This window comes from Streptomyces sp. NPDC030995, assembly GCF_055571215.1.
Genome location: NZ_JBVIFS010000005.1, coordinates 343,035 through 366,118, shown reverse-complemented (window position 1 = coordinate 366,118; position 23,084 = coordinate 343,035). Strand labels below are relative to the sequence as shown.

The window sequence follows — 23,084 nt, the reverse complement described above, 5'->3', positions numbered from 1 at the left end:
ACCCCGGGCACCCTCGTGCGGACTGCCCGTGACGTCAGTTCCGTACGAGGAGCAGCGCGCCCGCGAGGACCACGCCGAGGGCGACGGCGAGGGCCCCGTGCGCCAGTCGGTGGCTGCGCAGCACGGGCAGGAAGCGGTCGACGGCGTACCGTCCGGGGCCGGTCAGGGCGAGGGCCGCGGCGCCCGCGGTCAGCAGCAGTTCGTACTCGATGCCCTTCGGGGCGAAGAAGGCGCCGGCGCCGTGGACGGCGATCGCGTTGATGAGCGTGCCGACGATGGCGGCGCCGGCGAGCGGGGTGAGCAGTCCGACGGCGAGGCCGAGGCCGCCCAGGGTCTCGGTGAGGCCGGCGAGGACGGCCATGGCGTCACCGGCGGGGTAGCCGCTGGCCGTGAAGAACTGGCCGGTGCCGCTGACGCCGCCGCCCCCGAACCAGCCGAAGAGCTTCTGCGAGCCGTGCGCGGCCATGGTCAGGCCGAGGACCAGGCGCAGGAGCAGCAGGCCGGTGTCGTGACCGGGGGTGGAGAGGCCGGCGAGGACGGCGGGCCGGGGCTGTGCGGCCGGTGCGGCGGCCTGCGGCTTCGTCGTGGTGACGGAGGGGCTGGTCATCGGGGGGGTCCTTCCGGTCAGGCGGCCCGGTGAGGGAGGGGAATGTTGTTCAAATTCGAACCGCTAGTCGTCGACCCTAACCATTGATTCAAATTCGAACAACCCGTGTAGTCTGGAGCCATGGCTGAACCGAGATGGCTGGACGACCGCGAGATGCGGGCCTGGAGCGGCTTCCTGGCCGCATCGGCCCTGGTGAACCGCCGCCTCGACCAACAGCTCAAGGACGATTCCGGGCTCTCGCACCCCCAGTACGAGATCCTCGTCCGGCTCGCCGCCGCGCCCGGGCGCGAGCTGCGGATGACCGAGCTCGCCAACGGGCTGATCAACTCCAAGAGCGGGCTGACCTACCAGGTCACCCAGATGGAGAAGGCCGGGCTGGTCCGTCGCCGCAGCTGCCCCTCCGACGTGCGCGGCGTCTTCGCCGTCCTCACCGACGCCGGCAGCGCCAAGCTGGAGAAGGCCGCGCCGGGACACGTGGCCACGGTCCGGGAGATCCTCGTCGACGTCCTGACCCCCGGACAGCTCGACGCGCTCGCCGACGGACTCGGCGAGGTCGCCCGCCGGCTGCGCGAACACGGCGCCTGAGTGGATCCGGCCGCGGACCGGATCACGCGACCCGACATCGGGGTATAGGGGCGCCATGGACGGAAAGGTCTGGTTCACCCTGGCCGCGCTCGCCGTGGCGGGGCTCGCGATCGCCGCGGCCGTACTGCTCGTACGGGTCCTCAAGGCGCGGCGACTGCTGCGCGACGCGGGCATCCCGCTGCGCGACAAGGCCCTGTTCTGGGTCGCCGTGGTCTACACCGTCTCACCGGTGGACCTCATTCCGGACCCCGTGTACCTGGACGACATCGGGGTGCTGCTGCTGGCGCTGCGCTCCCTGCACGCGGCGGCCGCCACTGCGGTCAGCGAACGCCCCGGGGCCGGAACTGGACGCTGATGCGGGGGCCCACGGCCCGCGCCGACTTGGGTACGGCGTGCTCCATGGTGCGCTGGCAGGAGCCGCCCATGACGACCAGGTCGCCGTGACCCAGGGGCAGCCGGAGCAGGGTGGGCCCGCCGTCGCGCGGCCGGAAGGCCAGATCGCGCGGGTCGCCGACGGAGACGATCGCGACCATGGTGTCCTCGGTCGAGGAACGGCCGGTGCGATCCCCGTGCCAGGCGACGCTGTCGCGGCCGTCGCGGTACAGGCACAGGCCGGCGGTGGTGAAGGGCTCGCCGAGCTCGGCGGCGTAGTGGCGGGTCAGCACGGAGCGGGCCTCGGTGAGCGAGGGGTGCGGCAGGGCCTCGCCCTCCGCGTAGAAGGCCAGCAGCCGGGGCACATCGACCTCGCGCTCGTACATCTGGCGCCGCTCGGCCTGCCAGGGCACGTCGGCTGCCAACCGTTCGAAGAGCGCGTCGGCTCCGGTCAGCCAGCCGGGCAGGTGGTCCACCCAGGCCCCGGCGCCGAGCACGGTCCGCCGCATGCCGGCGAGCGGACCGAGCCGGATCTCGTCGCCTTGGTCGAAGAGTGAACCCTGCAGACCCTGAAGGCCCTGGACTGCGCGCATGACCCCAGCCTAACCCCATGAACCGAACACCTGCACGAATATGGCCGGCGCGGCGCGCCTCGGCCGGTCCGGGCGGTTCAGCCGGTCCGGGCGGTTCAGCCGGTCCGGGCGGTGCGCGCAGTTCGTGCGGTTCGTGCCACGGACGGCCGGGCCAGGACCGTGACGGCAACGGAGACCGCCGCGGCGAGGGCGATCGCGGCGCCGGGGGCGAGGTACTGGGCCAGGCCTCCGGCGATCGCGGCGCCGAGGCCCTGCCAGGTCATCCGGCCGGCGGACTCCACTCCCTGGACCTGGCCGCGCACCGCTTCGGGGGTCAGCGCGAGAAGCTGCTCCTGCAGCGGCAGCGTGGCCGCGAAACCGGCGCCGGCGAGGAACACCGCGGCCGCAGCGAACAGGGTCGGCGGGTGGAACGCGAACACCAGGAAGGGGACGGCGAGCAGCAGCCGCAGGGCGAACGCGCAGCGGCGTCGCCGGTTAGCGGTGAGCAGCCGGCCGACGGCCAGGTCCCCGAGGAGCATGCCCGCCGACCCGGCGGCCAGCAGGGTGCCGGCGCTGCCCGGGTCGTAGGAGATGAACAGGGCCTCGCAGCCGACGATCAGACCGTTGGGGACCCACAGGTTCAGCAGCAGCACCCGCCGGCCTGGGTGGGCGAACAGCTCCTTGTTCGTCGTCCAGGTCTGCCGCAGGCCGGGGCGGCGGGTGAGCCGGATCGAGCGCTCCCGGACGGTGGCCGCCACCACGGCCAGCCCGAGCGCGGTCAGGGCCGTGGCGACGGTGAAGACCCCGTACGGGCTGAGGTGGCGCAGCAGTACGGCGCCGATGGCGTAGCCGAGGATCGCCATGCCGCCCGAGGTGATGTTCATCAGCGAACGCGCCGTCGCGTAGGCGGAGGTCGGCACGATCTCGGCGAGCAGGCCCAGGCGCGTACCGGTCCCCAGGGACTGGAAGAAGCCGAGCATCAGCAGCAGGCCGAACCGGGCGGCCAGCGGCAGCCCGGGGATCGCCTGGGCGCCGACACCCACCAGCGAGGCGAACTGGAGGAGGACGATGGTCCGTCGGGGACGGTTCCCGTCCGCGACCGACATCAGCGTCAGCGCGCCGAGGACCGTCGCGAACGTGGCGCCGTACATGCTCACGGCCGTCAGGAACGGGGAGCCGGTACGGTCGTTGACCAGAGACCCGAGGGCGAAGCCCGACAGGGTGCTCGCGGCGGTCGTCACGGTGAAGCCGGCGTAGAGGCCGGTGAATTCGGTGTTGCGGAGCAGGTCGCGATAGCCGGTGGTGGTGTCGTCGGCGATGCGGTCGGCGATGTGGTCGGTGGCGTGGTCAGTGGCGTGGTCGGAAGGCATGAAAAAAGCCTCCGGGCACGTCCGTTGGGGACGTAGACCGAAGGCCGACACGGTGATTCTAGCAGCCCTGCGGGCTTGTCCGTTGTAAAGGTGTGATCAGGGACTCACGCTCTTGGCCGAAAGCCCTGCGCACGGTAGCGTCACGGCGACATTCCACATAGCGACGACGGCGAGACGGAAGTCCGGTGTGAATCCGGCATGGTCGCGCCACTGTGTGCTGTGGCGACATCCCCAGGGTGGCGCCGCGGCGAGTCAGACCCGAGGACCGTCGTCCTGCACCACCGTATGGGACGCGTGTTCCCCGAGGAGGTTCCATCATGGCCGAGGCTGTCGCTTCCGCTGCCATCCCCACCACCGCCGGCTCCCTGTCCGCTCCGCTGCCTGTCCGCGCGGTGCTGCCCTGGGCGCTCTTCGTCGGTCTCCTGATGCTCGTCGCCCTGTACTTCGTCGGTGCCGAGCAGGGCGCCACCGCCCTGTTCGCCGGTGAGGGCGTGCACGAGTGGGTGCACGACGGCCGTCATCTGCTCGGCTTCCCCTGCCACTGAGAGGCCACGCACATGTACGCCTCCACTGTCAGAGGTCTGCTCGTCCGCGGCATGCTCGCGGGCCTGATCGCCGGCCTGTTCGCCTTCGCCGTCGCCTACGTGGTGGGTGAGCCCCCGGTGCGGGGCTCCATCGCCGTGGAGGAGGCCCAGGCCGCTCAGGACGCCGCGGGCGCCGCGGGCGCTCACGCCGGGCACGGCGGTGACGCCGCGTCGGGCGAGGCCGCCGAAGAGGAAGAGGAGCTGGTCAGCCGACCGGTGCAGTCGACCGTCGGGCTGGCCACCGGCGTCCTGGTCTACGGGGTCGCGCTGGGCGGCATCGCCTCGCTCGCGTTCTCGTTCGCCCTGGGCCGCGTCGGCAAGTTCAGCCCGCGGGCGACGGCGGCGCTCACCGCCGCGGCCGCCTTCGCCACCGTCTACCTGGTGCCGTTCCTGAAGTACCCGGCCACCCCGCCGGCGGTGGGCAACCCGGACACCATCGGGAAGCGCACCACGCTGTTCTTCCTGATGATCCTGCTCAGCGTGCTGCTGGGCGTCGGCGCGATCATCATCGGTCGGCGGCTGGCACCGCGCCTGGGCAACTGGAACGCGACGCTGGCCGCGAGCGCCGGCTTCATCGCCGCCGCCGCCCTCGCGTTCGTGTTCCTTCCGGCGAACGACGACGCGGTCAAGCCCGGTTTCCCCGCCGCCCTGCTGTGGGAGTTCCGGGTCGCCTCGCTGGCCGTCCAGCTCGTCCTGTGGGCGGTGTTCGCCATCGTCTTCGGCGTCCTGGCCCAGCGGCTCCTGGCCGTGCGCGCCGACCGCCCGGAAGCGACGGTCCAGCAGAACGCGCCCGCGCTCGGCTGACCCCGTCCGGCTCGCCTGTACATGAGGCCCCGCCGCTCCCTCCTGGGAGCGCCGGGGCCTCATGCATGCGTGCGCAGACATGCACACATCGCCCTCCGGCCGCCCTACGATGTGGCCATGAGCGCAGACGGGCAAGTGGAGCGGGTCAAGGCGCGGGGCGACCGGCTGGAGGCCGCCGCGTCCGTCCTGGCGCTGCTCGCGGACCGCACCCGCCTGGCGCTGATGGAGCAGCTCGGCCGCGGCGAGGCCGATGTCACCACCCTCACCGAATCGTGCGGGGCCGCCCGCCCCTCCGTCAGCCAGCACCTCGCCAAGCTGCGCCTGGCCGGGCTGGTCACCACCCGCAAGGACGGGCGCCGGGTCGTCTACGCCTTGAGCCACGGGCATCTGCGGCGGCTGGTGGACGAGGCCCTGAACGTCGCCGACCACCAGCTCGGCTCCCTTCCGCCGCACGACTGAGCACCTCGGAACAGATACGTGCACAGGTACGCACATGTTGGCTACCATGGCGTCCTGTCAGCGATCCGCCGCCCGGGACGGGGGCTGCCCGTGCTGTCCGTACTGCGCAACACCACCTACCGCCGCCTGTTCACCGCCCAGGTCATCGCCCTGGTCGGTACCGGGCTCGCCACCGTGGCGCTGAGCCTGCTCGCGTACGACCTCGCGGGCGCCAGTGCCTCGGCGGTGCTCGGCACCGCGCTGGCGATCAAGATGATCGCCTACGTCGCCATCGGCCCCGTGATCGGAGCGGTCGCCGACCGGATCCCCCGCCGGGCTCTCATGGCGGCGATGGACCTGACCCGCGCCGGGGTCGCGGCGGCCCTTCCCTTCGTCACCGAGATCTGGCAGATCCACGTCCTGATCTTCCTGCTCCAGGCGGCGTCGGCGGCCTTCACGCCGACCTTCCAGGCCACCGTCCCCGAGGTCCTGCCCGCCGAACGCGACTACACCCAGGCCCTGTCGATGGCCCGGCTCGCCTACGACCTGGAGAGCCTGTTCAGTCCGGCACTGGCAGCGGCCCTGCTGACCCTGGTCTCCTACGACTGGCTGTTCGCCGGCACCACCGTCGGCTTCCTGGCCTCCGCCGCACTCATCGTCGCCACCGTGCTGCCCAGGCCCGCCCCCGTCGAGCGGACCGGCGGGGTCTACGCCAAGGCCGCCTTCGGCACCCGGTTGTTCCGGGCCACCCCGCGGCTGCGGGCCCTGCTCGCGCTCGACCTCGCGGTGGCCGCCGCCGGAGCCGTGGTCTTCGTCAACACCGTCACCCTGGTCCGCGACCACTTCGACCGCCCGGCCGGGGCCGTCTCCCTCGCCCTCGGCGCGTACGGCGCCGGCTCGATGCTGACCGCGCTGGTCCTGCCCCGCCTCCTGCGGCGCTCCACCGACCGCACGGTGATGCTGTCCGCCGCCTTCGTCCTCCCGGTGGTCCTGGTCGCCGTCGCCGCACTCACCGCGACCGCCCCGGGCGCCTGGTCCTGGCCCGCGTTCCTGGCCGTCTGGGCCGCGATCGGCGCCGCCTGCTCGGCCGTCCTGACCCCGGGGGGCCGCGTGATCCGCCGCTCCACCGCCGACGCGGACCTGCCCGCCGCCTTCGCCGCGCAGTTCTCCCTCTCCCACAGCTGTTGGCTGCTCACCTACCCGCTGGCCGGCTGGCTCGCCGCGGGGGCGGGCATGCCGCTGACCGCGGTGGTCCTGGGCGCCGTCGCCCTCGGCGCCACCGCGGCCGCAGCCGTGATCTGGCCCGCGCGTGACCCGTACCGGCTCGAACACGTACATCCGGACCTGCCGCCGGGCCACCCGCACCTCGCCGACGCCCGCCCGGGTACCGGCGGTTGGCGGCACGGCCACCACTACGTCATCGACCAGCACCACCACCGCTGGCCGGAGCGGATCCATTGAGCGGAAGGGCCGGGTCCGCGGGCAACGGACCCGGCCCTTCGGTCGGCGGTCGGCGGTCGGCCGTCGGCGGTCGGTCAGACGCGGTCGGCCGCGATCAGGACGTACTGGAAGGAGCCGTCGTTGTAGGAGTTGATGAACGCCTCTTCGATGCCGGTGACCAGGGAGGACTTGGCCCGCAGCTCCCAGTAGGGCAGGGTCGCGGGAGTCAGGTCGATGACGGCCTGCGGTACGAGACGGTTGTCGGCCATCGCGCGCAGGTACTCCCGGCGGGAGTGGATGTTGCACTCGAAGTGCGCGTTGATCTGGGAGACCCACTTCGACGGCTGGCCGTAACGCGGGTTCCAGCAGCCGGTGATGGTCACGTAGCGGCCGCCGACCGCGAGGATGCGGGAGTGCTCGGCGAAGAGGTCGTGCAGGTCGACGTACATGCTCGACTCGTTGTTCCACGAGGCCTCGGCCTGCCCGGTCTCGAAGGGCGTGGCGAGCATGTTGCAGACGCGGGCGTGGACCCGGTCCTCGATGCCGAGTTCGCGGGCGCGGTGGTTGGCGAAGTCGGCCTGCTTGGCCGACAGGGTGACGCCCTCGACCTTGCATCCGAAGCGCTGGTGGGCCATGACCATCGAGCCGCCGCGGCCGCAGCCGGCGTCCACGAGCGTGTCGTCGCGCTCGATGGAGCCGAGGTGGTCCAAGAGGGCTTCGGCCTGCGCCGACTCCAGACGGTGGAGCTCGGCGATCAGCTTCTTCTCGTATGCGCTGTCGTCGGCGTCGCCGAGGGCGCCGTGGTCGACCTCGCCGATTCCGTAGTGGTGGTGGTAAAGGCCGTCGACGTCACCGAGGCGCAGGTTCACCGGCCTGGCCTCGTCGTTCCAGTAACGGGCGATGTCACCCTGATAGGGCGTCACCGGGGCGGGGATGAACGTCGAGGTGCCGGCGGTGGTGAGGTCGATGCTAGTCACAGATGAGTCCATCCTTACCAGAAGTCGGGCAAGCTGTAGCGATAGGGGTTGGTCATGTGCCAGGAGTGGTTGCCGTCGACCCACACGGCCAGGCCCCGCAGGAAACGCAGCACCCTCGGGTCGGGGCAGGTGACGGCCAGTTCGGCGGCCGCGGCCTCGAAGGCGTGCATGAGGTCGTTGTGGACCTCGACCGCCTTCAGATAGGCGTCCCTTTCGGAGCGGCTCTCGCGTTCGGCGAGCACGACCGGCAGGTTCAGGTGGCGGCCGGGGCTGGCGAGTTCCTTGGTGTAGGAGTACAGGTCGTTGACGATGGTCGTCGCGTTCCCGGCGAGCGCGATGACCCGCTGCATGTGGTGAGCCTGAGCTGCTCCTCGGTCTGGTTCATCGGCTCGTTGTAGAGGTCGGCGACCCTCGTGTGCACCCGCAGGACGGTCTGTACGATGGAGAGTTCGTACTCGCGCGGCTTGAGCTCGTAGTCGACGAAGGTGCCGGGCAGCTCGGGTTCGCCGCTGTGGCCGACCGACATCGCGAGTTCGGCCTCGCCGTGCCGGTTCTGCCGCTGGTGCGGAAGCGAGCCGAACTGCTGGATGTGGGCCTGGAGGTTCGGCGCGTTGGACAGCACGGCGGCGAAGTCGGCCCGGGACAGGGTGAGCAGGGTGCCGGCGGTGGCGGCGATCGCGGTGTAGTCCCACCCTGCGGCGCCGTCGAGCAGGGCGTTCTCGCCGAACCGGTCGCCGTCCGCGAGTACGGCCACGGCGACCTCGTCGCCGTATTTGCCGACGGAGGTCTGGTTGATCCGGCCGTGAGCGATCAGGTGGATCTGGTCGGCGGGAGCGCCGCGCTCGGCCAGCACCTCACCGGGACGGAAGTCACGCTGGACGCAGCGGCCGGCGAGCGTGTTCAGCACCTCCAGGTCGTCGAAGCCGCGCAGCATGGCGAGTTCGCCGAGCTCCCGGGGAAGCACCCGGACGTGGGCGCCGTCCTGGACGAACTCGATGCGCCCGTCGCCGATGGTGTAGCTCAGTCGGCGGTTCACCCGGTAGGTGCCGCCCTTGGTCTCCACCCAGGGGAGCATCCTCAGCAGCCAGCGAGAGGTGATCTCCTGCATCTGGGGGGCGGACTTGGTCGTGGTGGCGGGTTGCGGGCGGCCGCCGTGCCGAGGCTGGACTGCCGGGGCGGCTCCAGTTGCGCTTCCGGGCTGGTGTCAACGGTCATCGGGCGAGCTCTCCTTCATAGAGAGGGGTGACGGCGTACGCGCATGTCACCGGTAAAAGAGTGAAAAGAGGGTGAATATCCGGGAATTCCTCCAGATTCGGGGGAACATTAGCGGCCGATGCGCCCACCCGCCCCTACGGAACCGCTGGTGTTCCCCCGATGCGGTGATCTCGACCCGCAGCGGGTTTGCACGGGCAACCGACGGGGTTCGGCCCTGGTCGGGTGCTTGCCCGGGGCGCGCCATGGCCGCCGCCGACGGACCGTCACTAGAGTCGGCAGGAGGTCACCTGCCAGCCCCACCGGGAGATGCGCATGAGGATGCTGATCAACAGTCCGCAGACCGTGGTCGCCGACGCCCTGCGCGGCATGGCCGCCGCCCATCCCGAGCTCGATGTCGACGTGGAACGGCGGGTCGTCGTACGGCGGGACGCGCGGGACAGCGGGCGGGTCGGGGTGGTGTCCGGGGGCGGGTCCGGGCACGAGCCGCTGCACGCCGGGTTCGTGGGTTACGGGATGCTGTCGGCCGCGTGTCCCGGGGAGGTGTTCACCTCTCCGGTGCCCGACCAGATGCTGCGGGCGGCCGGGGCCGTGGACTCCGGGCAGGGCGTGCTGTTCGTCGTCAAGAACTACACCGGCGACGTGCTGAACTTCGAGATGGCCGCCGAGCTGGCCGAGGAGGACGGCCTGCGGGTGGAGCGCGTCCTCGTCAACGACGATGTCGCGGTCACCGACAGCCTGTTCACCGCCGGGCGGCGCGGCACCGGGGCCACCCTCTTCGTCGAGAAGATCGCCGGGGCGGCGGCCGAGCAGGGGGCGCCGCTGGAGGAGGTCGCGGCGATCGCCCGGCGGGTCAACGGGTCCTCGCGGAGCTTCGGGGTGGCGCTGAGCGCCTGCACCACACCCGCGAAGGGCAGCCCGACCTTCGAACTCCCCGAAGGGGAGCTGGAGTTGGGTATCGGCATCCACGGTGAACCGGGCCGGGAGCGGCGCGCGATGATGTCGGCGCGGGAGATCGCGGAGGTCGCGGTGGGCGCCGTACTGGAGGAGCTCGCGGAGGTGGGTCCGGCCGGCGGGCCAGTGCTGGCGCTGGTCAACGGGATGGGAGCGACGCCGCTGCTCGAACTGTACGGGTTCCACGCGGAGGTGGCGCGGGTGCTGGGCGAGCGGGGTGTGCCGGTGGCTCGGGCGCTGGTGGGCAACTACGTCACGTCGCTGGACATGGCGGGGTGTTCGGTGACGCTGTGCCGGGCCGACGAGGAACTGCTGCGGCTGTGGGACGCGCCCGTCCAGACCGCGGCGTTGCGCTGGGGCCGCTGACCGTATGGTGTCGGTGGGACTGGCCAGACGGGTGCGAGGCGAGGAGATCCGGTGCGTGACGCAGAGTTCTTCCGGCGCTGGATGACCACGGCCGCGGCCGCGGTGGAGCGCGAGGCGGACCGGCTGACCGAGCTCGACTCCCCGATCGGGGACGCCGACCACGGGAGCAATCTGCTGCGCGGGTTCACGGCGGTGCTGGCGGCCCTGGACGCCGAGGCTCCGGCGGCGCCGGGCGAGGTGCTCCAGCTGGCCGGCAGGACGCTGATCTCGACGGTCGGCGGCGCGTCGGGACCGCTGTACGGGACGCTGCTGCGGCGCACCGGCAAGGCGCTGGGGGAGGCGGCCGAGGTCTCCGACACCCAGCTGCGCGAAGCCCTGTACGCGGGGGTGGCCGCGGTGGCGCAACTGGGCGGGGCGGCGCCGGGCGACAAGACGATGCTGGACGCGCTGGTGCCGGGCGTGGCCGCGCTGAGCACCTCGTACCGGGCGGGCGGGGTCGCGGCGGAGCACGGGGCGGTGGCGACGGTGCCGCTGCAGGCGCGCAAGGGCCGGGCCAGTTATCTGGGCGAGCGGAGCATCGGGCACCAGGATCCGGGCGCGACCTCGTCGGCGCTGCTGCTGAGCGCGCTGGCGGACGTGGCGGAGCCGGGCGAGGGCGCGCTGTGACGGGCTCCGGGCCCGGCCCCGACCCGGCGGCCATGGTCGGCATCGTGCTCGTGTCGCACAGCGCGCCGGTCGCGGAGTCGGTGGCGGAGCTGGCGCGGGGCCTGGCGGCCGGCGGCCCCCTGGCCCTGGTCGCCGCGGCGGGCGGAACGGCCGCCGGCGGGCTCGGCACGAGCGCGGAGCGGATCGTCGCGGCCGCCCGGGAGGTGGACGGGGGCGTCGGGGTCGCGCTGCTGGCGGACCTGGGGAGCTCCGTACTGACGGTGAAGGCCCTGCTGCTGGAGGAGGAACTCCCGCCCGGTTCCCGGCTGGTGGACGCGCCCTTCGTCGAGGGCGCGGTGGCGGCGGTGGTGACCGCATCCGCCGGAGCCTCCCTGGACATGGTCGCATCGGCCGCCGCCGAGGCCTACACGTACCGCAAGACCTGAGGCGCGAGGCACGTCCAGCCCCGCCCGCGTGTGAGGCGCGGGGTCTGGGGCGGAGCCCCGGGGAACCCGGCTCCGCCGGGCACCGGGCTCCGCCCGGACCTGCGCCTCACACGCCGGCGGGGCTGGGTTCCCGGGAGGCTACGGGCGGCCGCGCAGGGTTTCGATCTCGCGACGCTCCCGCTTCGTGGGGCGGCCCGCGCCGCGGTCGCGGATGCCGACCACGGCGGCCTCCACGGGAGTCGGCGGCGGCGGGCTGTTGTCGATCAGGCATTCCGCGGCGACCGGCGCGCCCACCCGCTTGGACACGGGCCGCTTGACGACCACGATCCGCTCGCGCCCCGCGTGGAAGAGCCGTACCTCGTCACCGGCGCGCACCGGCTGCGCCGGCTTGGCGCGTTCCCCGTTGACCTTCACGTGGCCCGCCCGGCAGGCCGTCGCCGCGGTCGAGCGGGTCTTCGTCAGGCGCACGGACCAGATCCACGCATCGACCCGCACCGTGCCCGTTTCCGTTACCTCATCAGCCATGCCCCGACTCTAGTGCTGTGACCGGAAAGGTTCACCGGGTCACGGCCCCCGGCACGGCACCTCGCCGCGTTGTCGGACCGCGCCGGTACGTCCAGTACGAGCCGCGGCCCTCCGCCTTGCGATGTACCGCACCGGACGCCGTGACCCGGCAAACCTTTCCGGCCACAGCACTAGCGATCCGGGCACGGCATGACGGAACGACTTTTGGCGGATGCGACAACACCCATGGCATCTGCTATGGAGATCATCCCAATAGGATTGCAAATGCGCCACGCATGCCCCTACCTTGTCGCACATGCAGTCCTACACCATCGGACAGGCGGCGCGCCTGCTGGGCGTCAGCCCGGACACCGCACGCCGCTGGGCCGACGCCGGCCGGGTCGTGACCCATCGCGACGAAGCCGGCCGACGCCTGATCAACGGCCGCGACCTGGCCGCTTTCTCCGTCGAGGTGGGCCAGGGCGCCCACGGCGAGGACGGAGAGCCGTACACCTCGGCACGCAACGCCTTTCCCGGCATCGTCACGGCCGTCAGGCTCGGCGACGTGGCCGCCCAGGTCGAGATCCAGGCAGGTCCCCACCGCCTGGTCTCCCTGCTCACCCGTGAGGCCGTCGAGGAGCTCGGGCTGGAGGTCGGCATGCAGGCCACCGCCCGCGTGAAGTCCACCAGCGTGCACATCGACCGCACCTGAACGGGGACGGCCCCGCCCGCCGTCCACCCGCGGTCCCCCGCACCACCCGCTCAGCGCCACCCACGTCCCCACCCGCTCCGCCCGTCACCGGCGCGGGTCACCACCGCGCGGAACCGGCACCCGGCCGGCCGCCGACCCGACCGAGGAGCACCCGCTCATGTCCCCGATCCTGACCCGCCGTCGCGCCGCGGCCGCCGCCCTGACCGCCGCCCTGCTCGCGCCGCTGGCGGCCTGCGGCAGCAGCGACACGAAGCCCGCCGCCGACTCCACGGGCTCCGCGCCGGCCTCCGCCGAGGCGAAGGCCGCGAACCTCACGGTCCTCGCCGCCTCCTCCCTCACCGACGTCTTCAAGACCGCGGGCGCCGCGTACGAGAAGGCCCACCCCGGCACGAAGATCACCTTCTCCTTCGCCGGTTCGCAGGAGCTCGCGGCCCAGGTCAAGCAGGGCGCCCCGGCCGACGCGCTGGTCACCGCCGACACCAAGACCATGGACGGCCTGAAGGCCGAGACCGGCGACGCCACGGTCATCGCCAAGAACCGCCTGGTCATCGCGGCCGGCAAGGGCAACCCGTTCAAGGTCGACGAGCTCAAGGACCTCGCCGACACCAAGATCAAGGTCGTGCTCGCCGCGCCCGAGGTCCCGGTCGGCCGCTACAGCAAGCAGATCCTCGACGCCCAGAAGATCGAGGTGAAGCCGGTCTCCCAGGAGCCCAACGTCCGCGCCGTCCTCTCGAAGGTGGAGCTCGGCGAGGCCGATGCCGGTCTCGTCTACAAGACCGACTCCGCCAAGTCCGGCGACAAGGTCGTCACGGTGGAGATCCCGGACGACCAGAACGCCGTGGCCTCCTACCCGGCCGCCACGCTGAAGCAGTCCAAGAACGCCGAGGCCGCGGCCGCGTTCGTGGCCTGGCTGAGCACCCCGGAGGCGCAGAAGATCCTCCAGGACGCGGGCTTCCAGAAGGCGTAGCGCCGTCGGCGTCCGGATGCCGAAGGGCTGCCTGGTCCGGGGGGACAGGCAGCCCCTCTCGGCGTGTGCGGCGCGCGTCCTCCCGTACGGCCGTCCGTAGCGCCGCAGCGGCATACGCTGCCCCCCGCAGCCACCGCCCCAGCCCGAGCCCCAGCCAGGAACCCTCATGAGCAGACTCCGCACCCGCACCCGGCCCCCCGTGACCCTGGCGCTCCCCGCGCTGCTCGCCGTCGCGTTCCTGCTGCTGCCGCTCATCGGCATCCTCGCCCGCACCCAGTGGGGCGAGCTCGGCGCCCACCTCGGCAGCCCCGGCGTGGTCCAGGCCCTGAAACTCTCGCTCGTGGTGTCCCTGTGGGCCCTCGGCTTCTCGCTGCTGCTCGGCGTACCGCTCGCCTGGCTGCTGGCCCGCGTGGAGTTCAGGGGAAAGGCCCTGGTCCGCTCGCTCGTGCTGCTCCCGATGGTGCTGCCGCCGACCGTCGGCGGCGTCGCCCTGCTGCTCGGCTTCGGGCGGCGCGGGCTGCTCGGGCCGTGGCTGGAAGGCACCTTCGGGATCACCCTGCCCTTCCACACGTCGGGCGCGGTCGTCGCGGCCACGTTCGTCGCCATGCCCTTCCTGGTCATCAGCCTGGAAGGCGCCCTCGGCGGTCTCAAGCAGAGCTACGAGGAGACCGCCGCCTCGCTCGGCGCCTCGCCGGTCCGCGTGTTCTTCACGGTGACCCTGCCCATGGTGGCCCCCGGCCTGATCGCCGGCGCCGCGCTCACCTGGGCCCGGGCGCTGGGCGAGTTCGGCGCGACCATCACCTTCGCCGGAAACCTGCCCGGCACCACCCAGACCCTGCCGCTTCAGGTGTACCTGCTGCTCCAGGACCAGCCCGAGGCCGCCACCTCGGTCTCCCTCCTGCTCCTCGCGATCGCCATGGCCGTACTGATCGCCCTGCGCGGCCGCTGGACGGGCGCCCCGGTCGCCCGCGAGGCCGCGGGGGCGCGGCAGATGCCCGATGACACCCCCGCCTCGGAACCCGCCCCGGCCGCCGGGACGGTGGCGGTGCCCGAGGCCGGCCACTGGCCCCTGCACGCCACGGTCACCGGCTTCAACCGGCTCACCCTCGACGCCGAACCCGGCACCACCATCGCCGTCGTCGGCGAAAACGGCGCCGGCAAGACCACCCTGCTGCGCGCCCTGCTCGGCCTGACCCCGCGGGCCCACGCCGACCTGCGGCTCGGCGACACCGACGTCACCGCGCTGCCCCCGCACAAGCGCCAGGTGGCCTGGGTTCCGCAGGACGGCGCCCTGTTCCCGCACCTGAGCGCCCTGGCCAACACCGCGTACGGGCTCCGCTCCCGCCGGATACCGCGCGCCGAGGCCCGCCGGGAGGCGCAGTCCTGGCTGGACCGGCTCGGTGTCGGGCACCTCTCCCACCGCAAGCCGGCCCAGCTCTCCGGCGGCCAGGCCCAGCGCGTGGCCCTCGCCCGCGCGCTGGCAGCACGGCCCCGCCTCCTGCTGCTGGACGAGCCGCTCGCGGCCCTCGACCAGACCACGCGGGCCCACGTCCGGCACACCCTGCGCACACACCTGGCCGGCTTCGGCGGGGTCTGCCTGATCGTCACGCACGACCCCGTCGAGGCGGTGTCGCTGGCCGACCGGGTCCTCGTACTGGCCGACGGCGAGGCCCTCCAAGACGCGCCGCCCACCGAGGTGACCCGGCACCCGCGCTCCCCCTGGGTGGCCCGCATGCTGGGGCGCAACGCCTGGCCGGGCATCGCCTCGGCGGACGGGCTCGCGCTCGCGGCGGGCGGCCGGCTGGTGGTCGCCGAGACGCTGCCCGAGGGGGCGCAGGCGCTCGCGATCATCGCCCCGGAGGCGGTGTCGGTGCACCGGGACCGCCCGGGCGGCAGCCCCCGCAACGTCTGGCCGGGCACCGTACGGGAGATCACCGCGGTCGGCAGCCGACTGCGCGTCCTGATCGCCTCGGCCGGCGCGCCCGACCTGGTCGCGGAGATCACCCCGGAGGCCGCCGCCGAGCTGGGCGTCATCGACGGCGCCGAGGTGTGGACGAGCGTGAAGGCCACGGAGGTCACGCTCGTACGCCTCTAGGGGCCGCCGGCGCGTCCCCGCAGGCCGCACGGGACCCCGCCCGCCGGTTCCGGCGGGGCCGGGTGTGTGCCGGGGCGTCCCCGCAGGGCGCCGAACACAACACCGCCGCAATCCCCGACCCCTCGCCACGTTCGGCGCCCGAGGAGACGCCCCGGCGCGCGCCCGGCCCCGCCGGAACCGGCCCCCGACCCGACCCGGCCCCGACGGAACCGGCCCCACCACGCCCGGCCCCGCCGGAACCACGCCCCGCCGCGCACACGAACCCGGCGGAACCAACCCGCTCACCTCCCGCCGCGCAGGCGAACAGGCGGAGCCAGCACCACCGCACCCCGCCGCGCACGCGAACCGGCAGAGCCGACCCACTCACCGCCCTGACCCATCCTCCGGAGCAACCACCGCGAACTCGCACCACACGCACTTCCCGCCGCCCCTGGGCTCCACGCCCCACTCGTCCGCGAGCCGGTCCACCAGCATCAGCCCGCGCCCCGAGACCGCCCAGTCCCCCGCCTCGCGCCGCCTCGGCAGAGCGCTGCTGGAATCCTCGACCTCGATCCGGATCCGTCCCTGCCCCGTGAGCCGCAGGCTGACGTCGCCGCCGCCCTCCGTGTGGACCAGGGCGTTGGTCACCAGCTCGTCGGCCGCCAGTTCGATCTCGTCGGCCCGCCCCGCCGCTCCCCAGGCGGCCGCCGCCGCCCGGATCATGTGCCGGGCCAGCGCCGGCGCGTCCGTGTCCCCCGGCTCCAGCCGCTGGCGCAGCGGGCCGCCGCCGCGCGGGGTGGGGGTACCGCGGCGCCGCAGGACGAGCAGGGCCATGTCGTCCCCGCCGCCCGAATCCCCGATCAGGTCGCACAGCACGTCGGCGAGTTCCTCCACGTCCACCGGGCCGCTGTGGACCGCCGCCATGAGCTCCCGCATGCCGGTGTCCTGGTCCGCGCCGGGACGTTCGATCAGGCCGTCCGTGCACAGCACCAGCGTGTCTCCGGGGTGCAGTTCGAGGCTGGTCACGGGGTAGCCGGAGCCGGTTCCGGACTGCTCGCGCGGCGGCAGCCCCAGCGGCAGCCCGCCGGCCACCTGGATCCGGTGGCAGCTGGCGTCGCCGCGCCGCACGACGGGGTCGAGATGGCCCGCGCGGACCATCCGCAGCATCCCGTTGGTGAGGTCGACCTCGGCGTACGTGCACGTGGCGAACCGTTCCGTCTCCAGTTCGCGCAAGAAGGCCGAGGCCCGCGCCATCGCCGTGCCGGGGGTGTGCCCCTCGACGACGTACGCGCGCATCACGATGCGCAGCTGCCCCATGACGGCGGCCGCGTCCGTGTCGTGCCCCTCCACGTCGCCGATCATCACCCCGACCCGGCCCTCGCCGAGCGGGATCACGTCGTACCAGTCGCCGCCGATGTCCCGCCCCATCCGGGCGGAGCGGTACCGTACGGCGATCCGCGCACCCGGCACCTCCGGGATCCGGCGGGGCAGCATGGCCCGCTGGAGCCCCTCGGCCAGGTCGTGCTCCTGCTCGAAGAGGATGGCGCGCTGGAGGCTCTGCGCGATGCCGCTGCCGAGCGCCATCAGCAGGTTCCGCTCCTCGGCGGTGAAATCGCCGTCCCGCTTGTAGAGCAGCCCGAGCGCCCCGACGGGCCGTCCCTGGGCGATCAGCGGCAGGTAGACCCCGCTGCGGACGGACAGCGGCTCGATGTACGGCCACAACTGCGGGTAGCGCCGCTGGAACTCCTCCCGCGACGCGAGGAAGACCGGCTGCATGGTGCGCACGGCCTCGCTCATCGGGAACTGCGCGTCGATCCGCGTGTACTCGATCTCGGGCACGTACGAGCCGAGCTGCCCCTCCGCGACCAGGTGGATGCGGCCGCCGTCGACGACGCCCAGCATCACGCTGACCGCGCCGAGGTGCCCGAGGGCCGCCGGGTCCTTGAGGACGTCGGTCACGTCGTTGACGGTGCGGGCGTGCGCGAGGATGGCGGTGGTCCGCTCGACGACGCCGGTCATCCGGCGCCGCCCCTCGGCGTGCTCCCCGTCGGCGCCGGGGTCGTCGGGGTCGTGGGCGGCGTCGCGCAGGATCCCGATCACGCGGTACGGACGTCCGTCCGGCTCCCGCAGGATGTGCCCCTGGATATGGGTCCAGGCCGGCGATCCGTCCCGGCGGCGGCTGCGCACGTAGGCGCCGTAGTGGCTGCGACCGTCCTTGATCGCCTGCGCGACGCGGGCGTCGAGCCTGGCCTCCTCGGCGGGGGCGAGGCGCGGCCGGAGCCCGTCGGGGGTCCCGTTGAACTCGTCCGGGCGCAGGTCGAGGACCTCGAGGGCGGTGGGATCCAGATGCATCCGCCCGCTGTCGAGGTCCCAGTCGAAGGTGCCCATGCGGTTGAGCGCAAGGCTCGTATCCGGCCGCGCGGGCCAGTCGACCTCGGGGTTCTCTCCCCTACGGGCCATGCAGCCAGGGTCTCACTCTCCCCCGCCGGTGTCCCCGTGAGGCGGCCGGGCCCTTCTCCGCCTCCCGCTCCTCCCCGGCCGCATCGAACGAACAGAGGACCAAAGTCCCTTCCTTTCAGGACCTTTCCGGAATGAGCGGCTTGCACGCTTCCGCGAAGATCGATCTGATCTTGATCATCTTCAACTGCGTCAGCAGCCGACTTCGGCGGGCCCGTTGACGCCGATGGCTGTGTGGGGTGTGGCTTGTCGCAGGCGCGGAGGACGACGGGAGAGCCGTCCGAGGAAGTGGAGGGCGTGCGGGGCGAGGAGGGAACCGGAGCCGCGCAGGAAACGACGCCCGAGCGGATACCCGTACCGGTCGGTGCCGCACGGGGCGTGGTCATCCGGCCGTACCGGGACCCCCTCGTCCTCGGCCCGCTCTTCCGGGACGAGCAGCCGGCCGCCGCCGAGGACCACGGCGACCCCGACGGCACGCACACACTGCGGCAGCCCCCCGTCCGCGGTGCGCTACCCCGGCGGCCCGCTCCGGCCGCGGCCGCCCCGGCGGCGGAAGCCACGCCGCCGATGCCTACGCCCACACCCACGGCCCCACCGGCACCGGCACCGACCCCGGCACCGACCCCGGCATCGGGCCGGCGGACCCTGCCGCCCGTACTCGACCCCGAGCTCGCGGAACGCCCCGCCCGGGCCTGTTCCGGCTGGTGGGCCCTGCTGGTCGCGGCGCTCGCCGTAGGCGGCGCCGCCGTGCTGCTGCGGTACGAGGACCCCCGGCCCGCCCTCCCCCTCACCCTCGCCGGGGCCTGGCCCGCGGCCGTCCTCGTCTGCTGCGCCACCCTCACGTTCATCGCCCTCACCGGGCTGCGCCGGGGCCGCAGCGGCCACGCCTGGACGCTGACCCTCTTCGGCCGCTACCGCGGCACGATCCGGCGCACCGGGCTCATCTGGTCCAGCCCGCTGCCCCGGGGCGCGCGGGTCGACGTACGGCTGCGGCACTGGCGCAGCGAGCCTCTTCCCGTCGTCGACGCCGAGGGCACGGCCCTGCGGACCGTCGTCCTCGTCGTATGGCGGGTCAAGGACACCGCCCGGGCTCAACTCGCCGTCGACGACCACGCCTCCTACCTGCGCGAACAGGTGGAATCAGTGACGGCCCGGGTGCTCTCGCGGATGCCGGCCGACTCCTTCCGGCCGCCGGGCGGCGCCGAGCCGCGGACCCTGCGCGACACCGAGGGCGTCGGCGACGAACTGACCCGGATGCTCGCGGGGGAATGCCGGGCCGTCGGGATCGAGGTGTTCTCCGCCCGGCCGCTGCACGTCGAGTACGCCCCGGAGGTCGCCGCCGCGATGCAGCGGCGCCGGATCGCGGCGATCGACGCCCGGCACCGCGACTCCGTCCTCACCTCGGTCCTCGACGCGGTCGACGACACCGTGCACCGGCTGTCCGACCGTGGGCTCGTGAGCCTGGACGACTACGAACGCAAGGCCCTGGTCAAGGACTTGACCGTGGCCTTCTACACGGCGCGCGGCCCCGCCGCCGACGCCCGCTGAGCCATCACACACACCCCAGCGCCGGAATCCGCCGGCACACCTCCGATGGAAAGGGAACCCTGCATGCGCACGCCCGAGTTCACCGAGGAAATACCCGACAGCTGCGACTGCGCCGGCTGTGCCCGCGGCGCCACGACCCTGACGGCCACCACCGACCGCCGCCGCTGCACCCTGCGGGGGGCCGTGGTCGCGGCCGTCGGCGCCACCCTGCTGGTGGGCGCGGGGGCGGGCACCGCCTCGGCCGAGCCCGCACCGGCCCACGGGGGCTGGGACGGGTCGAAGTACTGGTACAAGGACGAGACCGGCTGGTGGCGCTGGACCTCGCACTACGACAAGTACGTGGCGAAGACCGGCCAGTCGGGCCAGGCGCCCCAGAAGGGCACGGCATCCACCGCACGAACCTCCGAGCCGACCTTCCGCGGCCGGACGGGCTGGGACGCCACGGACCGCGTGTACTGGTACAAGGACGCGACGGGCTGGTGGCGCTGGACCAGCCACAAGGACAAGTACGAGCGCTACGCGGGCGGCTCGGGCTCATCGAGCTCCTCCGGCTCGTCCGGCTCCTCTTCGGGCTCTTCCGGCTCCTCCTCCGGATCCTCCGGCTCTTCCGGCTCTTCCGGCTCCGGCACCCCGATCCGCCAGGGCACCGAGGCCGCCATCTCCTTCGCCAAGAACCACCTCGGCGACCCCTACGTCTGGGGCGGCAACGGCCCCCGCGGCTGGGACTGCTCGGGCCTGGTCCAGGGGGCGTACCGCAGCGCCGGAATCTCCCTCCCCCGGGTCGCCTCCGATCAGTACCGGGCCACCACCCCGATCTCGCGCGCCGAACTGCGCCGCGGCGACCTGGTCTTCTGGAGCTCGAACGGCTCGGCCTCCGGCGTCCACCACGTGGCCATCTACCTCGGCGACGGCCAGTACCTGGAGGCCCCCCGCCCGGGCAAGAACGTCCGGATCTCCAGCTTCAGCTACTACAACCCGAACATGTACGGCCGGGTCCGCTAGATCCTTTCGCAGGCACGGTGCATACAAGGATCCGGTCGAGGCTGCTCTGTACCGGATCCTTGTGTGCGAGGTGGGGCAGGCCCCACCCTCAAGTGGGCGGCGCACCCCAGTGACCGGGCGGCCTCGGTGCGGGATGGTGATCGCGATGCCAACGGCATCGCACCCCGCCCACGTCCACGTCCACGTCCACGCCCACGCCCACGCCCACGCCCACGCCCACGAAGCATCCTGAACACGGCCTGCCTGGAGGTCGGCGCGGCGGCTACCCACTCGATCGAGCCGAAGGAATCGCCGTGCACAGTCCCGCAGCAGCGTCACGCTTCGCAGGTATCCCCGGTAGGGCACTCGCCGTGCTCGTCGCCCTCGCCGTGTCCCTCGTCGCCGCCTTCGTCGTCGCCCCGCGCACGCTGGCGGCGGGCGGGTCGGACGGCGGCATCGTCGACAGACACAGCCTCGTCGAGGCCCTGCGCGAGGCGTTCGTCGGGTATTGGAGTTCCGGCGACCGGGATCTCTCCCCGGGCTTGGAGAGGGTCGTCGACTACTGGTTCCGCTATCACGTGGCCAAGGCCGTGATCGCTGCGATCCTGCTGATCGTGCTCGTCGTCCTCGGCGCTCTGCTCTGGAAGGCGTTCCTGAGGGCCGGCGGTCTCGGGACGGGAAGGAGGACCGCCCTCGCGTCGGCGGGCGCTCTCGTCACGCTGCTCGCGCTGCTCGCGCTGGCGATCGTGATGGCCAACGTCCAGGGCGCGGTGGCGCCCTTCGCCTCGCTGTTGCCGATGCTGGCGGTCGGCGCAACCGACGGAGAGCTCGGCGAAACGCTCGATCAGGTCAGGCGGCGACTGGCCGACTCCCTGAGCACGGGTGACCGAACCCCGCCTGCCCTCGAGGTGATGATCAGCGACTTTGCCCGCTATCACGTGGCGATGGCCGTGGTTGGCGCGATCGTGGCGGTCGCCCTCGCCGGCATGAGCGTGGTGCTGTGGCGGAGGTTCGCGAGAACGGAGTCATCCGACGGGCGAACGAGGCGCGTGCTGGGGTCGTTCGGCGTTCTCTCGGCGCTGTCCTCGCTGGCCGTGATCGTCGTCGTCGTGGCGAACACGACCACCGCCGCAGACCCGGCCCCGGCACTCGCGGCCTTCTTCGACGGCGGATGGTGACACACCTCGTCCAGCGCAAGGGCGAGCCGGTCCAGCCCGCGGTACGTATGATCGGCGCCGTCGGAGGGGGTCCGTACCGTGCCCGAGTTGCGTGTCGAACCGTCCTGGCGTGCGCCGTTGACGACATGGCTCCGTTCTGCGAGCGAACGCGCGCAGTACGCCGTGATCCCAACAGCCCACGGTGAGTACATGCTGTTCCGGGGGCCTGGTCAGCGGCTGAGCCCTGCCGCGAAAGCCGAGGCGTGGGAGCGGTGGCAGTTCGTGCTCGGTGAGGACGTCGTCCTGGAGATCGACGATGCCGGGGCGCCGTGGCACGTCTTGCGGGCCAGGATGCGCGCCGGCGTCCGCGGCAGGCTCGATGGCGTGCCCTTCACCGCACGGGCCAGGGGCATGTCGTTCGCGCCGAGCCGCCGCTGCATCCGCTTCGCCCTGGAGGATGGGCGGACCTTGTCGTTCACGGCCCACCGTTTTCACCAGCACCTCATCCGCGACGTCGGTGGTGAAGCGCGGGCGATCGCGCGTTCGAAAGGGCGGCGGTGGCAGACGGACCGCCTGGACCGTGGCGAGCTTGCGCTCCTGTGCTTCGTAGTGATCTCTGGCGCCGGCGCCCTGCTCGCGTCTCCCCTGCAGCGCCTCTAAGCATCACCCGGCGCTCGTGGACTCCGGCAGACCGGCGCGAGATAGTCCACTGATCCTTGACTCCTCAAGCATTGATGGTGATACTTGAGGAGTCAAGGAGGTAGCAATGAGTGATGCGCTGGACGTATGCCTGCGCTTGGTAAAGGCCGAGACGACCCTGGTGAGGCGGTTCGACAACCGGCTGGGGGCGTTGTACGGGGTGAGCCTGGCCGACTTTCTGACCCTGCTGCACTTGGGGCGGGCCGAAGGCGGGCGGATGCGGCGGGTGGATCTCGCCGAGGCACTGGGGATGACCGCGTCGGGAGTGACCCGGGGTCTGGCGCCGTTGGAGCGGATCGGCCTCGTGGTGCGGGAGGCGGACGCCCGGGACGCCCGCGTGGCGTACGCCGCTTTGACGGACGCCGGACGCGAGCGGCTGGGCGAGCTGCTGAAGGCGGCCGAGCAGGTTGCCGCCGAGTCCTTCACCGCGTCGCAGTGGGCCCCGGAGGACGTCGACGCGCTGGGAGCCCTGCTCACGCGGCTGGGCGGCACCGGACTTCCGGAGGACCACAGCCGCGCCTAGCGCTGTGACCGGAAAGGTTCACCGGGTCGCGGCCCCCGGCACGGCACCTCGCCGCGTTGTCGGACCGCGCCGGTACGTCCAGTACGAGCC

23 protein-coding genes and 2 pseudogenes are annotated in these 23,084 nt (G+C 72.8%); 17 read left to right on the top strand and 8 right to left on the bottom strand.

All coding sequences use genetic code 11. The features are described from left to right. Nucleotides 1-34: 34 nt before the first annotated feature. Nucleotides 35-607, bottom strand: a complete 573-nt coding sequence (locus ACZ45T_RS11865) for a DoxX family protein (RefSeq protein WP_468439997.1) — start codon at nt 605-607, stop codon at nt 35-37. A 120-nt stretch (nt 608-727) separates the two neighbouring features. Between ACZ45T_RS11865 and ACZ45T_RS11860 the strand changes: the two genes are divergently transcribed. Both ACZ45T_RS11860 and ACZ45T_RS11855 read left to right on the top strand, forming a co-directional pair. Beyond that, nucleotides 728-1,192, top strand: coding sequence for a MarR family winged helix-turn-helix transcriptional regulator (locus ACZ45T_RS11860; protein WP_468439995.1), 465 nt, complete (start codon nt 728-730; stop codon nt 1,190-1,192). Between the two features lie 55 nt (nt 1,193-1,247). Next, nucleotides 1,248-1,547 carry a YkvA family protein gene (locus ACZ45T_RS11855; protein ID WP_468439993.1) on the top strand — a complete coding sequence of 100 codons (300 nt, stop codon included), beginning with the start codon at nt 1,248-1,250 and terminating at the stop codon, nt 1,545-1,547. On the opposite strand, the gene ACZ45T_RS11850 is transcribed toward ACZ45T_RS11855, so the two are convergent. Then, nucleotides 1,513-2,157, bottom strand: a complete 645-nt coding sequence (locus ACZ45T_RS11850; protein ID WP_468439991.1) for an alpha-ketoglutarate-dependent dioxygenase AlkB — start codon at nt 2,155-2,157, stop codon at nt 1,513-1,515. The two genes, ACZ45T_RS11855 and ACZ45T_RS11850, sit on opposite strands and share 35 nt — an antisense overlap. Nucleotides 2,158-2,252: 95 nt before the next feature. Then, the gene (locus tag ACZ45T_RS11845) at nt 2,253-3,506 is read right to left on the bottom strand and encodes an MFS transporter (RefSeq protein ID WP_468439989.1); all 1,254 of its coding nucleotides are present in this window, start codon (nt 3,504-3,506) and stop codon (nt 2,253-2,255) included. A gap of 317 nt (nt 3,507-3,823) precedes the next feature. On the opposite strand from ACZ45T_RS11845, the gene ACZ45T_RS11840 reads away from it, so the two are divergent. The 4 genes from ACZ45T_RS11840 (at nt 3,824) to ACZ45T_RS11825 (ending at nt 6,793) form a co-directional block, all read left to right on the top strand. After that, nucleotides 3,824-4,051, top strand: coding sequence for a CbtB domain-containing protein (locus ACZ45T_RS11840; protein ID WP_360900297.1), 228 nt, complete (start codon nt 3,824-3,826; stop codon nt 4,049-4,051). 12 nt (nt 4,052-4,063) lie between these two features. Next, the gene (locus tag ACZ45T_RS11835; RefSeq protein ID WP_468439986.1) at nt 4,064-4,894 is read left to right on the top strand and encodes a CbtA family protein; all 831 of its coding nucleotides are present in this window, start codon (nt 4,064-4,066) and stop codon (nt 4,892-4,894) included. 117 nt (nt 4,895-5,011) lie between these two features. Continuing rightward, the gene (locus ACZ45T_RS11830; RefSeq protein ID WP_468439984.1) at nt 5,012-5,353 is read left to right on the top strand and encodes an ArsR/SmtB family transcription factor; all 342 of its coding nucleotides are present in this window, start codon (nt 5,012-5,014) and stop codon (nt 5,351-5,353) included. 90 nt (nt 5,354-5,443) lie between these two features. Further along, nucleotides 5,444-6,793, top strand: a complete 1,350-nt coding sequence (locus ACZ45T_RS11825) for an MFS transporter (RefSeq protein ID WP_468439982.1) — start codon at nt 5,444-5,446, stop codon at nt 6,791-6,793. Nucleotides 6,794-6,867: 74 nt separating this feature from the next. On the opposite strand, the gene ACZ45T_RS11820 is transcribed toward ACZ45T_RS11825, so the two are convergent. The 3 genes and pseudogenes from ACZ45T_RS11820 to ACZ45T_RS11810 form a co-directional block, all read right to left on the bottom strand. Continuing rightward, complete coding sequence (locus ACZ45T_RS11820; protein ID WP_468439980.1) at nt 6,868-7,761, bottom strand: geranyl diphosphate 2-C-methyltransferase; 894 nt, start codon at nt 7,759-7,761, stop codon at nt 6,868-6,870. Nucleotides 7,762-7,763: 2 nt separating this feature from the next. After that, nucleotides 7,764-8,099, bottom strand: a pseudogene (gene tcp, locus ACZ45T_RS11815) (2-methylisoborneol synthase); the annotation flags it as partial. A gap of 2 nt (nt 8,100-8,101) precedes the next feature. After that, nucleotides 8,102-8,964, bottom strand: a pseudogene (locus tag ACZ45T_RS11810) (family 2B encapsulin nanocompartment shell protein); the annotation flags it as partial. Between the two features lie 312 nt (nt 8,965-9,276). Between ACZ45T_RS11810 and dhaK the strand changes: the two are divergent. The 3 genes from dhaK to ACZ45T_RS11795 are packed head-to-tail and all read left to right on the top strand — an operon-like array spanning nt 9,277 to nt 11,372. Next, nucleotides 9,277-10,281, top strand: coding sequence for a dihydroxyacetone kinase subunit DhaK (gene dhaK / locus ACZ45T_RS11805; protein WP_468439978.1), 1,005 nt, complete (start codon nt 9,277-9,279; stop codon nt 10,279-10,281). 51 nt (nt 10,282-10,332) lie between these two features. Further along, nucleotides 10,333-10,947: a dihydroxyacetone kinase subunit DhaL gene (dhaL, locus tag ACZ45T_RS11800; RefSeq protein WP_468439976.1), complete on the top strand. Its 615-nt coding sequence runs from the start codon at nt 10,333-10,335 to the stop codon at nt 10,945-10,947. A 32-nt stretch (nt 10,948-10,979) separates the two neighbouring features. Beyond that, the gene (locus tag ACZ45T_RS11795) at nt 10,980-11,372 is read left to right on the top strand and encodes a PTS-dependent dihydroxyacetone kinase phosphotransferase subunit DhaM (RefSeq protein WP_468440060.1); all 393 of its coding nucleotides are present in this window, start codon (nt 10,980-10,982) and stop codon (nt 11,370-11,372) included. A 138-nt stretch (nt 11,373-11,510) separates the two neighbouring features. Here ACZ45T_RS11795 and ACZ45T_RS11790 read toward each other — a convergent pair whose 3' ends face one another. Further along, nucleotides 11,511-11,897: an RNA-binding S4 domain-containing protein gene (locus tag ACZ45T_RS11790; protein ID WP_468439974.1), complete on the bottom strand. Its 387-nt coding sequence runs from the start codon at nt 11,895-11,897 to the stop codon at nt 11,511-11,513. Nucleotides 11,898-12,192: 295 nt separating this feature from the next. Between ACZ45T_RS11790 and ACZ45T_RS11785 the strand changes: the two genes are divergently transcribed. From ACZ45T_RS11785 to ACZ45T_RS11775, 3 genes are all read left to right on the top strand, one after another. Beyond that, nucleotides 12,193-12,588: a TOBE domain-containing protein gene (locus tag ACZ45T_RS11785; RefSeq protein ID WP_468439972.1), complete on the top strand. Its 396-nt coding sequence runs from the start codon at nt 12,193-12,195 to the stop codon at nt 12,586-12,588. Between the two features lie 157 nt (nt 12,589-12,745). Further along, on the top strand, nt 12,746-13,555 hold the full coding sequence (gene modA / locus ACZ45T_RS11780) for a molybdate ABC transporter substrate-binding protein (protein WP_468439970.1): 810 nt from the start codon (nt 12,746-12,748) through the stop codon (nt 13,553-13,555). A gap of 166 nt (nt 13,556-13,721) precedes the next feature. Then, a complete protein-coding gene (locus tag ACZ45T_RS11775; protein ID WP_468439968.1) occupies nt 13,722-15,650 on the top strand; it encodes an ABC transporter permease in 1,929 nt (642 codons plus the stop codon). A 363-nt stretch (nt 15,651-16,013) separates the two neighbouring features. Here ACZ45T_RS11775 and ACZ45T_RS11770 read toward each other — a convergent pair whose 3' ends face one another. Next, on the bottom strand, nt 16,014-18,089 hold the full coding sequence (locus ACZ45T_RS11770) for a SpoIIE family protein phosphatase (protein WP_468439966.1): 2,076 nt from the start codon (nt 18,087-18,089) through the stop codon (nt 16,014-16,016). A 294-nt stretch (nt 18,090-18,383) separates the two neighbouring features. On the opposite strand from ACZ45T_RS11770, the gene ACZ45T_RS11765 reads away from it, so the two are divergent. The 5 genes from ACZ45T_RS11765 (at nt 18,384) to ACZ45T_RS11745 (ending at nt 22,994) form a co-directional block, all read left to right on the top strand. Further along, nucleotides 18,384-19,634 (top strand): SPFH domain-containing protein, encoded by a 1,251-nt coding sequence (locus tag ACZ45T_RS11765; RefSeq protein WP_468439964.1) that lies wholly within the window; start codon nt 18,384-18,386, stop codon nt 19,632-19,634. Nucleotides 19,635-19,697: 63 nt separating this feature from the next. After that, the gene (locus ACZ45T_RS11760; RefSeq protein WP_468439962.1) at nt 19,698-20,636 is read left to right on the top strand and encodes a C40 family peptidase; all 939 of its coding nucleotides are present in this window, start codon (nt 19,698-19,700) and stop codon (nt 20,634-20,636) included. 350 nt (nt 20,637-20,986) lie between these two features. After that, the gene (locus ACZ45T_RS11755; RefSeq protein ID WP_468439960.1) at nt 20,987-21,793 is read left to right on the top strand and encodes a hypothetical protein; all 807 of its coding nucleotides are present in this window, start codon (nt 20,987-20,989) and stop codon (nt 21,791-21,793) included. Between the two features lie 78 nt (nt 21,794-21,871). Beyond that, nucleotides 21,872-22,432 carry a hypothetical protein gene (locus ACZ45T_RS11750; protein WP_468439958.1) on the top strand — a complete coding sequence of 187 codons (561 nt, stop codon included), beginning with the start codon at nt 21,872-21,874 and terminating at the stop codon, nt 22,430-22,432. 106 nt (nt 22,433-22,538) lie between these two features. Continuing rightward, a complete protein-coding gene (locus ACZ45T_RS11745) occupies nt 22,539-22,994 on the top strand; it encodes a MarR family winged helix-turn-helix transcriptional regulator (protein WP_468439956.1) in 456 nt (151 codons plus the stop codon). The last annotated feature ends 90 nt before the right edge of the window (nt 22,995-23,084 follow it).

Coding starts and splice junctions, on each gene's coding strand:
- ACZ45T_RS11770 (WP_468439966.1), bottom strand. CDS start 18,089: ATGGCCCGTAGGGGAGAGAACCCCGAGGTCGACTGGCCCGCGCGGCCG.
- ACZ45T_RS11845 (WP_468439989.1), bottom strand. CDS start 3,506: ATGCCTTCCGACCACGCCACTGACCACGCCACCGACCACATCGCCGAC.
- ACZ45T_RS11850 (WP_468439991.1), bottom strand. CDS start 2,157: ATGCGCGCAGTCCAGGGCCTTCAGGGTCTGCAGGGTTCACTCTTCGAC.
- ACZ45T_RS11835 (WP_468439986.1), top strand. CDS start 4,064: ATGTACGCCTCCACTGTCAGAGGTCTGCTCGTCCGCGGCATGCTCGCG.
- ACZ45T_RS11860 (WP_468439995.1), top strand. CDS start 728: ATGGCTGAACCGAGATGGCTGGACGACCGCGAGATGCGGGCCTGGAGC.
- ACZ45T_RS11855 (WP_468439993.1), top strand. CDS start 1,248: ATGGACGGAAAGGTCTGGTTCACCCTGGCCGCGCTCGCCGTGGCGGGG.
- ACZ45T_RS11865 (WP_468439997.1), bottom strand. CDS start 607: ATGACCAGCCCCTCCGTCACCACGACGAAGCCGCAGGCCGCCGCACCG.
- ACZ45T_RS11775 (WP_468439968.1), top strand. CDS start 13,722: ATGAGCAGACTCCGCACCCGCACCCGGCCCCCCGTGACCCTGGCGCTC.
- ACZ45T_RS11785 (WP_468439972.1), top strand. CDS start 12,193: ATGCAGTCCTACACCATCGGACAGGCGGCGCGCCTGCTGGGCGTCAGC.
- ACZ45T_RS11820 (WP_468439980.1), bottom strand. CDS start 7,761: ATGGACTCATCTGTGACTAGCATCGACCTCACCACCGCCGGCACCTCG.
- ACZ45T_RS11745 (WP_468439956.1), top strand. CDS start 22,539: ATGAGTGATGCGCTGGACGTATGCCTGCGCTTGGTAAAGGCCGAGACG.
- ACZ45T_RS11840 (WP_360900297.1), top strand. CDS start 3,824: ATGGCCGAGGCTGTCGCTTCCGCTGCCATCCCCACCACCGCCGGCTCC.
- ACZ45T_RS11830 (WP_468439984.1), top strand. CDS start 5,012: ATGAGCGCAGACGGGCAAGTGGAGCGGGTCAAGGCGCGGGGCGACCGG.
- dhaK (WP_468439978.1), top strand. CDS start 9,277: ATGAGGATGCTGATCAACAGTCCGCAGACCGTGGTCGCCGACGCCCTG.
- ACZ45T_RS11760 (WP_468439962.1), top strand. CDS start 19,698: ATGCGCACGCCCGAGTTCACCGAGGAAATACCCGACAGCTGCGACTGC.
- ACZ45T_RS11795 (WP_468440060.1), top strand. CDS start 10,980: ATGGTCGGCATCGTGCTCGTGTCGCACAGCGCGCCGGTCGCGGAGTCG.
- ACZ45T_RS11790 (WP_468439974.1), bottom strand. CDS start 11,897: ATGGCTGATGAGGTAACGGAAACGGGCACGGTGCGGGTCGATGCGTGG.
- modA (WP_468439970.1), top strand. CDS start 12,746: ATGTCCCCGATCCTGACCCGCCGTCGCGCCGCGGCCGCCGCCCTGACC.